This window comes from Okeania sp. (genome assembly GCF_983059655.1).
In genome coordinates this window covers 1-9,533 of the sequence record NZ_CEZPJD010000277.1, presented here as the reverse complement: position 1 = coordinate 9,533, position 9,533 = coordinate 1, and the positions used below count along the sequence as shown (strand labels likewise).

Below are 9,533 nucleotides of genomic sequence, written 5' to 3'. Positions count from 1 at the left end.
ACCATCCAACAAAGGCAGAATTTTTCTCTGACTCAATAAACTTTTACTAAGTCGGCGATCGCTCATCCCATAAAAATCTTTTAAATACTCAATCAACCAATCTCCAATAGATAAATTATCCTTCTGCCAATTAGACAATTCAAAAATCACAGGTACAGGAGCATCAACATTATTTTCAGCCTCCTCAATTAACTCTTTTGCCAACCTCAATAAAGTAGTAGTTTTTCCCGCCCCAGGTTTACCCAAAATTAATAACTTACCCACCACATCCTGCCGATAAAAAACATCAATAATCTTAGTTTCAGGAGGTAGAGGAATTATCTTTCTTCTCTCAGATCTATCAACAGCTTCCTTCTGGGGAAACATCGGTAATTCTAAATATTGATTTACCAACAATTGATTTTGCTGTAGAGAATCTTCCAGTCGTTTAACAACTTCAACTTTAATTCCTTTCAGAAGTTCCGACCTAACTTTCGCCTCCCGGTCTTCCGGACGAAAAAAATTCAGAAAGCCTTGCAGAAAACCAGCAAAATTCAAATTAAAATATGCACCTTCATTGATAAAAGCTGCAGCTTTAGCTTTATCTTTAACTTCCCTAATATTTTGATTACCAATTCCAGTTAAATCACTTTGGTTATACTTATCTTTATTTCCCATACTTAGTTAAAATTTCCCCATTTCAACCAAAAAGTATAGTTAACTGAGCAGCTAACTATACCTTCCATCAACAAATTCCTGAAAGATTTATTTATAGTAGTTATTAGAGTAGTTAGGGCATTCTCAAACTGTCAAATTTCTTCACAGCAAGAGTTTAACTTCTAACTTTTGACTTCTAATTTCTAGCTTTTGACTTTTGACTTCAGCTTGTAAATTTTTTTCACAGCAAGAGTTTAACTTCTAACTTTTGACTTCTAATTTCTAACTTTTGACTTTTGACTTTTGACTTTTGAATTCAACTTTCTTGCCATCCTTTAATCGCACTAACAATAAAGGCACCCACTGGATTATCCAAAGCTTTTTCAAAAGCTGCTAACCCACCTGATATACCTGCACTAATTAATTTTTGTTTTAAATTAGTGTCACTTTCTATCTTTTTAATAGTCTCAGTTGCCACAATCATTTGTTCGGTAGTGGTATTAGTAGAATAGCTTTGAGAAAGCTGTTGCAAAATTTGTTGAACCTCTGCCACTGTCTCAGCCAAATTTTGCTCTTGAGCTTCATAGATTACCCCTGCAACTTTACCATTGTCTTTAACTATACGAACATTTTGATTGCCTATACTAACTAAGCTTTTTTGGTCGTAATTATTTCCGCTTGATTCCATAGGTATTATTAGATTAATTGGGATATTTACAATTATATCAACTGATTTTTCATAGCTGGAAATAGGCGATCAAGAAACTATTAAAATTCAGAACTGAGGGTAGAGATATAAGTCTGGCAAATAAAATAAATGATGTGGCTGTTCTTGAGGAGCGATCGCCTCAACCTTGCCGAGAAATATCCCTCCCTACAAAAGTTTGAGTTGAAGATGAGAGCCAGGGGTTAAAACCCCTGGGTGAAATATGAGCCACGGGATTCCCATTCGTAGTACCCTACACAATTGTGTAGGGTTGTGTTATCATTAATTTTACTATGAGTAAATTAACTTTGACACTAAAACTACCTTTTTATCGCCTTAATGCTTGTAAAGCAGCAGAATTTGAGCGCCTTACTTTGCTCAATACTGAAGTAGCTAATACATTGCTAAGTGTTGATAAATCAGTTCGTCGCAAGTATACAAGCAAGGATTTTCATCATGTTGAAATTGGTTCAATGTGGATTAATCAAACTATTAGGAATACTTGTGGTCAAACCAAGGTGAAAAAGTTTAAACGTTTGCCAATAGAAGTCAATAACCAAGGATATAGCATTAGTCGTCAAGGTGATTTATTTACAGTTTCTCTGAGTCTATATCGAGGCCAGAGAAAACGAATACCTTTAACAGTTCATTCCGCTTCACACCAAGAAACTTTAGAAAAAATTATTAATGGAGATGCAGCCAATGGCTCTCTCAAAATCTCCAAATCTAGAAAAGGTATTTGGTATGCACTAATCTCGGTATCTATGGATGTTCCGGAGCCTGGATTAGTTAATGGTTGGATCGGAGTTGATAGAGGACAAAATAATATAGCAGTAGCAGCATTACCATTAAGTTTTGGCAAGTTTTGGAGCGGTAAACAAGTAAAAAGCTTAAGACGTAAATTTCAAAAATTACGCTCCTTACTTCAAGAGTCGAAAAAGCTCAGAAAAGTCAAAGAAATAGAAAGACATGAGCATAGAATTATGACTCATATAAATCATGTCATTTCAAAGCAATTAGTAAAATTTGCCAAAGACTACAACATGGGTTTACGGTTTGAGGATTTGTCAGGTATTAGACAAACTTCACTTCAACGTAGAAAAACCAAGTCAGATGCTGGGAAAAACCGAGACCAGTGGGCATTTTATCAGTTAGAGTTATTTACTAGGTACAAAGCAATTAAAACAGGTGTACCAGTAGAGTCTGTACCAGCAGCATACACTAGCAAATCAGACCACCGTAACGGTGTAATAGGTAAGAGAGTTAAACATACTTTTACAGGTGTTGATGGTTACACTTGCAATGCTGATTGGAATGCTTCACAAAATATTGGTCAATGGCTTGGTTTTTCATGTCCAATGAATCTTCAGAAAGCTGTATCTGTAATGGGTATAGATGATTCAGAGGTAGGGGTCAATGACAGTCCCTCAACTGATGAGAAGTAAAAACAGGTGGATTTATCCCCTATTTTTACAACCGTCAGAATCCACGCGGATTTATCCCGTGGAGTGTCAATCTTCCCAAAATTTCCACTACACGAAATCCACTCATTTTCTCAGTCATCATAAATCAAAATATAAATAACCACCAAATCTTTCTATTCATCAAATAAATATCTTTTCCATAATTTCCACCTATAACTCCTCACCAAAAAAAATGTCATTCTGTGAAGCCCCGAGAAAAAACGGCAGAAATTCCCATTGCATCCCCAAAAAAATTTTGATACTATTAATTTATTGGGAGTTGCTCGCCCCTGCACATGACTTTTTATTCAACTAAAAATACAATCTTTAACACTAGATAAACCAATCAGCTCTGAGAAATTAAGCATTACTTAGTATTTGAAGCGATCGCCCCTTCATACCTGCGATTAATTTCCGGCCAATTAACAACATTCCACCAAGCCTTCAAATAATCACCGCGACGATTTTGATAGTTCAAATAGTAAGCATGTTCCCAAACATCATTACCCATAATAGGATAATCTCCTTGGAAAAAAGGACTATCTTGATTAGGAGTGCTTGTTACCTTTAACTTTCCATCTTTACCCAAAACCAGCCAAGCCCAACCACTACCAAAACGACTACCGCCAGCAGCATTAAACTTTTCCTTAAAACTATCAAAATCACCAAAACTTTCTTGAATAGCTGAGGCTATTTTTCCATCAGGTTCACCCCCACCATTAGGAGTCATAATTTCCCAAAACATCTTATGATTTACATAACCACCACCATTATTTTGTACAGCAGTACGAATATCCTCCGGTAAAGTATTCAAATTACGCAATAAATCTTCTGCATTTTTGTCCTTAAGTTCAGGATACTTAGCGATCGCTCCATTCAAATTTTTAATGTAACCAGCATAATGTTTATCATGGTGAAACTGCATAGTTTCTTTATCAATATAAGGTTCCAAAGCATCATATCCATAAGGTAAAGGTGTTAGTTGAAAACCCCCAGAATTTTCTACTAATTTAGTATCATTTACTGAAGTAGAAGGAGTTATGGATGAAGAAGAATTATCTTCTGATGCTTGGCAAGCACCCAGAGTCATAGAGCCTAAGGTGGCACTGGTTAAGATTAAAAAATTACGCCGATTAATGTTCATTATTAGTTTTTCAGAAAAATAGTTTACTAGAAAATATATTAACAGCTATGAACTAGTGGGGAGTAGAGGAGTTTTAGATTAGTTTAAAAAGTCCAGCAGCTCAGTTCTTCTGTCAGTAACACATCAAAAAATGTTGTTACTTCATCACTCACTAACAATCTGATAATTTCCGTTACTTCTGCTGCCATCCGAGCATCTAATTCTACTGCTTCCTTATCAAAATCTCCTAAAGCTTTTGCACCTCGCAAAGTCATAGCTATAGACCTAACTTGTTCTTTATATTCAAACTGAGTAAAACAAGTATAAGTAAGTTCTGTACGTTTGCGACTGCTACTATATCCAAAACCTAATTTAGATAGAATAACAGGAGATTTAATACTATTTTGAATTCCCAATTTTTCTAATGCTACATCTACATAACGGGCGCTATCTTTAGCCATATTTCGGATAAAAGGTTTCAAATTTTCCCAAGACATTCCTGGCAGTTTTGCTGATTCTGGCAAATGATAATAACAGCCAATCATTGACATAATTCTAGTTAAATCATAAGTGGCAACTGTATTTTCTCCTGTCTGATCTGCTAGCTTTTTGCTTTCCGATGCAGCAGTCAATAAAACTTCCTCGCCTTGCACTACTTCTGGAGAGATAATAAACGGTTCTTCACCATACAAACCTTGAAATTCTGTATGATTATTGCCCGTAATTTCCTTTAGCCAGGATTCTAAACCTACATAAGTTTGGAAACATTTAAACATTGCAGCCAAAGCATTAGAACTACTAAATTTATCTCCGTAAGTAAATATATCTTCTACAACTTCATTAAAGTCTAAACTTTTCCCATCACCTTGAATTTTACAAGTATTAATATCGCTATTAAGAGAACAAATCACATTTAAGATAGCGATAATTTTTGTAGAACTCCAATATTGACATTTATCTAGAGCATTTCTTCCTAACCAAGCAGATTTAAACGCTCCGTCAGCAGTACCAGCAAGACAAATACAAGCCTCTTTAATATCAGGATGAATAAAACTAACAGACTGTTCGTCAATGTCAGGAAATTCCCCTACATTAGGGAAAGATTTTGCTCCTTGGATTTCTAAACTAGGCAAAATAGTTAAATTTTCCGGATAATTTTCTACCTGACTTTGATAGGGAGAATTTTGAATTCCTTTATCTAGAAAAGCTAGCTTACTGCTATTAAAACCAGCCTCAGCTTTTAAAAAATCGTTGTAGACTTTTTCTCGGTTTATTGCCAGTAGTTGAGTAAATACTTCTTTTTGACCAAAAGTACCAAAAAAATCTGCCACCATATTGAGAATTTGGTTGTTGATATCTTCCATAATTTGAGTTGCTTAAAATACAAATACACGGATAAAAGAATTATTTTTTTTGCTACTACTATTGTAAGCATTCAGCTATTAGCAGTCAGCTAGTCTCCTGCGGAGGAACTACGTTAACAGCAATTAGTAATTAATCATTACTTCTCAGGTTTAGTCCGGGGACTTTAACAGTAATTTTTCTTCTGTCTCAACTTCTCAATTATCTGAACTTCCCCAAAATTAATAGCTGAAGTTCGCAGTTCCGACCTAGGAGGCTAGCTAATAGCTGACGGCTGTTTGCACAGCATGACCTAGGAAATGCTTACCTACTATTATATTTGTTAATCTTGATTATTTTACCGAATCAGAAACAACTTATCAATATTTTTACCGAAAAATTGTGTTCTAAAGCCTCTCTTTTTATACCAATTTTCAAAAATAATTATATACTTCGGCAGTAATCAAAAATGTATTATACCTTTAAATTCTACTTCCTACTTCCTACTCTCAAGAAGATGTAGCAAAACTTTTGAGAAATAGTATTAAGAAATAGTATTAAGAGGATAAAAAGTGGTCGTTTTGCTACGCAACATGTTTGCGCAGCATGACCTAGGAAAAAGTGCAACTTCCCGTAGGGTGAGATGGTGAGGAAACCTGACAAATATCACTTCTAGCCAGATTCAAAATGTTACAACTGAAATAGGATTACTATGATAGATTTTACAAAACCCTAAACTATGTTCAATTTGACAAAAGTTTCCCCCTTCTACAAACTCAAGTCCACATTATCAACAGGATTAGTATTTGGGGCTGCAATGGTAGTAGCGATCGCCAGTGCAACTGCAATTTATCGACTCAATCATATAACAGAAAAGAGTAGTAATGCCAGACTACTCTTAACTAAATTAAAAGAGCAAGTGAGCCGACTTAATTCTCTAGAATGGGAAGGTATTTCTAAAGGGGAAATAGATCAAAATTTAACTGAAGAACTGGCTGAAAATAAAGAAGATACTGATGCTATTATTCAAGGAATTGAAGAGCTTAAAGAACAGGAAGATCTGAAAACTCTTTGGGAGCTATATATCAATTATCAAACTGAAATGGAAAGTTCCCTGGAGCTAATTGCTCAGAGAAAAGTTCAGGAAGTAATGGATATTAATGCCCATAAAATTGATGAAATTTATGATGAACTATATGATGAAATTAAAACTTTAGAACAAGGCTATATAGAACAGTATCAGCAAACCCGAAAACTTGCCGATATTGGAACCACCTTTACTTTAATTATGGCAGCCATTGTGATTGGTAGTTTATCCTACATATTTAGTAAAAGATTGTTGAACAAGAATCAGGAATTAGAAGTAGCTTTAATCAATCTCCAACAAGCACAAAATCAATTAATTCAACAAGAAAAAATGGCTGCTTTAGGACAACTAATTGCCGGTATTGCCCATGAAATCAATAACCCCCTCGGCGCAATTCAAGCCTCAGCAAATAACACCGACAAAGCTTTGAAAGAATTCCTCGAGCAACTCCCCTATTTACATCAATTTCTCACTCGCTCAGAACAAGACAATCTGTTTGAGCTAATCGCTGGGGCACTCCAAAACAAATCTTCTATCGCCTCTCAAGAAACTCGTGCCCTTAAGCGTAAAATATCCACTCAACTTCGAGAACATGGCATTCAAAACTCTCGATATCTTGCAGACCTCCTGGCAGATATGGGAGTTCCTGAAACCCCCGAGCTGTGGCTACCCATACTCAAGAGTGAACAGGGAGAATGGGCCATCGAATTTGCCTATAACTTAGCCTCCTCCTGTACTAATAATCAGATTATCCTCCGTGCCGTGGAACGCTGCTCCAAGACTATCTTTGCCCTCAAAAGCTATGCTCGTTTTCAGCCTTCTGGAAAGAAGCAGTTGGTACAAGTGGTCAATGGGCTAGAAACTGTATTAGAAATTTATCATAATCAACTCAAACATAATATCCATTTAATTCGAGATTATGAGGAAATTCCCGATATCTCGGGATATGCCGACGAGCTGATTCAGGTGTGGACAAACCTAGTACACAATGCCATTCAAGCCATGGAATCTGGAGGGACACTCACAATTGCCACTCGTAAACAGAAAAATGGCATTCAGGTGAGTATTCAGGACACCGGATTAGGAATACCACCAGAAGTCAAGTCCAAAATCTTTGATGCTTTTTTCACCACCAAGTCAGCAGGTGAAGGAAGTGGTTTGGGACTGCACATTTGTCAGAAAATAATTAACAAACACCAAGGAAAAATCTCAGTGGACAGTAAACCAGGATATACTTTATTCTGTGTAGAGTTGCCTATTGGTTCTTCTTAAAAAGCGTTCAGCAGTTCAGCAATCAGCGGTCAGCTTTGTATGTTTGCGGAGCATTCCGGAGGAAAGAGGATTTAAACGCCCTCCTAAAATTAAACTACAAGGTAGAAATCGTGGATTTAAATCCAAGCTTTCAGATACCTAATTGTATGCACAAATTTTTAGGCTAATAGTTAATAGCTGATATTAACTTTTTCAACCTTTAATTTGTGGAGATTGACTTCATCAAAGAATCATGATTTAGCTGAGAATTACCAATTTTTTTTGCATCATAATTAATAATATATTCCACAATTTCATCAAAATCTAACATTTTTCCATAATTTCAAACTTTGCAACAATATTGCCATAAAAATATTAAATTGGTTGTGGAAAAATTATCATAGTTAATATTAACTAAAAACTTTTTCCAGACTGATTTATAACTCCTAATTAGGGCTTGCTGAAAAAGTCTTTTTTTAAGAGTAGGGGAGCGGGGGAGTAGGGGAGTAGAGGAGCAGGAAAGTAATTTTTTTTGCCCAACTTTTGCCTAAAATGGTAAATTTTTGAGCATTAATAGCTGAAAACCAGGTACTTTTTCACTACCCACAAAGGCTAAAACTAATATCAGTAAATGCTTTGATATTTAATCAGCAAGCCCTAATTATCACCAAAAGATTGTAACTGAAGATAGAATTACTATAGAACCCATTTGAGATCTATATAATAGACCTCTCAGGAAAAGAGGGAGTAGGCAGTAGGGAGTAGGGGAAAAGAATTGATGATTTATGCGTATGGGATTGATTTAATTTTTGATGACCGCCAGATGTCTAATTATGGTAGTCAAGTTTTTTTCGTGCATCAATGAGTGAGGAAAAATCTGAAAAAGGAGTGTTGAATTTTTTGTATTATCTATCCCCACATCTTCCCTCTTCACTTTTTCCCTCTTAATCTCCTGTCTCCAGTATAGCTGTCTCCTGACTCAAGGCTAAAAAAACGCGCATCAAGATACGATCGGGGGTTCTATATTAGATTTGTCACTAATATAGCAATTCCCATACTTGTCAAATACGCGCATTCTTCTATTTTAGTGAACACCAGAGCTGGGAATAGAATAAAAATAAATATAGGTGTACTTAATTAGGGTTTGCTGAATAAAGTATGTTGGTAGGGGTAGGAGCCAGAATCGGTGAATCGGTTAAGTCAAGAGAAAAGGGTATTATAGAAGAGGTAGTCAGAAGAATCGTTCCTTGATTTTCTTCCCCTATATTTATTGCCCAAAATACACCCCTAATTGAACCATTACCACCTAAAAGCTGATACTCTTAGGGCCTTAAAAGGCTAAAACCTTTGCCTATCAAAGTTTTCATGATTGATCGGCAAGCCCTAATTAGCCTTAGAAACGCTATATATATTAGTAAACTGGGTTTGCTATAATTAAGCTGGTAAGTAGACAAAGAATTTTGCCTACCAAGCTTAATTATGGTTATGCGACATCATTTGAAACATAGTTTGATTGTTTTGATGCTGGGAGCGATCGCGCTTGTAGGACCCTCCAGTTGTTCGACTCAAACTACTACATCTCCAGCTCCAACTGCAACAAATCTTACAAATAATACTGAAGCTTCTCCAATCAAAACAGGAGGTTCAAGCAGTACAATTGATTTTCTGCAAACCGTTCTACTAAACTTACCCAAACTTACCCATACACGTTCGCATAGGTTTTGGCAGCTCAGTTCCTGTTTCTGTGAGAACCACTGACCGCAGTCTGTAACTTATTCTCTCCACAGGCTTCAATTCGCTTGGAACTCAAGCTACTGATACACATAGTTTTTCAGGTTGATAGCAGCATTTCCTACGGAATGCTCCGCAAACAAATCTCTATCAGTTTCAAAACCGCATTCACTACACTCATAAGTTCTCAAGTTC

At 36.1% G+C, this 9,533-nt stretch carries 6 protein-coding genes; 2 read left to right on the top strand and 4 right to left on the bottom strand.

Annotation, left to right across the window (positions count from 1 at the left end):
- Positions 1-657 (bottom strand): NACHT domain-containing protein (locus AC3DU7_RS16365; RefSeq protein WP_488040391.1); only part of this gene is annotated, 657 nt, incomplete at its 3' end.
- A 295-nt stretch (positions 658-952) separates the two neighbouring features.
- The gene (locus tag AC3DU7_RS16360) at positions 953-1,324 is read right to left on the bottom strand and encodes a hypothetical protein (protein ID WP_488040390.1); all 372 of its coding nucleotides are present in this window, start codon (positions 1,322-1,324) and stop codon (positions 953-955) included.
- A gap of 311 nt (positions 1,325-1,635) precedes the next feature.
- Here AC3DU7_RS16360 and AC3DU7_RS16355 point away from each other — a divergent pair, with 311 nt between their 5' ends.
- Positions 1,636-2,787 carry an RNA-guided endonuclease TnpB family protein gene (locus AC3DU7_RS16355; RefSeq protein WP_488040389.1) on the top strand — a complete coding sequence of 384 codons (1,152 nt, stop codon included), beginning with the start codon at positions 1,636-1,638 and terminating at the stop codon, positions 2,785-2,787.
- Between the two features lie 385 nt (positions 2,788-3,172).
- Here AC3DU7_RS16355 and AC3DU7_RS16350 read toward each other — a convergent pair whose 3' ends face one another.
- Both AC3DU7_RS16350 and AC3DU7_RS16345 read right to left on the bottom strand, forming a co-directional pair.
- Complete coding sequence (locus AC3DU7_RS16350) at positions 3,173-3,949, bottom strand: superoxide dismutase (protein ID WP_488040388.1); 777 nt, start codon at positions 3,947-3,949, stop codon at positions 3,173-3,175.
- An 83-nt stretch (positions 3,950-4,032) separates the two neighbouring features.
- Entirely contained in the window at positions 4,033-5,292 is a 1,260-nt protein-coding gene (locus tag AC3DU7_RS16345) for a hypothetical protein (RefSeq protein WP_488040387.1), read from the bottom strand.
- Positions 5,293-6,008: 716 nt separating this feature from the next.
- Between AC3DU7_RS16345 and AC3DU7_RS16340 the strand changes: the two genes are divergently transcribed.
- Complete coding sequence (locus tag AC3DU7_RS16340; RefSeq protein ID WP_488040386.1) at positions 6,009-7,628, top strand: sensor histidine kinase; 1,620 nt, start codon at positions 6,009-6,011, stop codon at positions 7,626-7,628.
- Positions 7,629-9,533: the final 1,905 nt, after the last annotated feature.

What these genes read in the sequence shown, in the direction of transcription:
- AC3DU7_RS16340 (WP_488040386.1), top strand. Translation starts at nt 6,009, where the DNA reads ATGTTCAATTTGACAAAAGTTTCCCCCTTCTACAAACTCAAGTCCACA.
- AC3DU7_RS16350 (WP_488040388.1), bottom strand. Translation starts at nt 3,949, where the DNA reads ATGAACATTAATCGGCGTAATTTTTTAATCTTAACCAGTGCCACCTTA.
- AC3DU7_RS16360 (WP_488040390.1), bottom strand. Translation starts at nt 1,324, where the DNA reads ATGGAATCAAGCGGAAATAATTACGACCAAAAAAGCTTAGTTAGTATA.
- AC3DU7_RS16345 (WP_488040387.1), bottom strand. Translation starts at nt 5,292, where the DNA reads ATGGAAGATATCAACAACCAAATTCTCAATATGGTGGCAGATTTTTTT.
- AC3DU7_RS16355 (WP_488040389.1), top strand. Translation starts at nt 1,636, where the DNA reads ATGAGTAAATTAACTTTGACACTAAAACTACCTTTTTATCGCCTTAAT.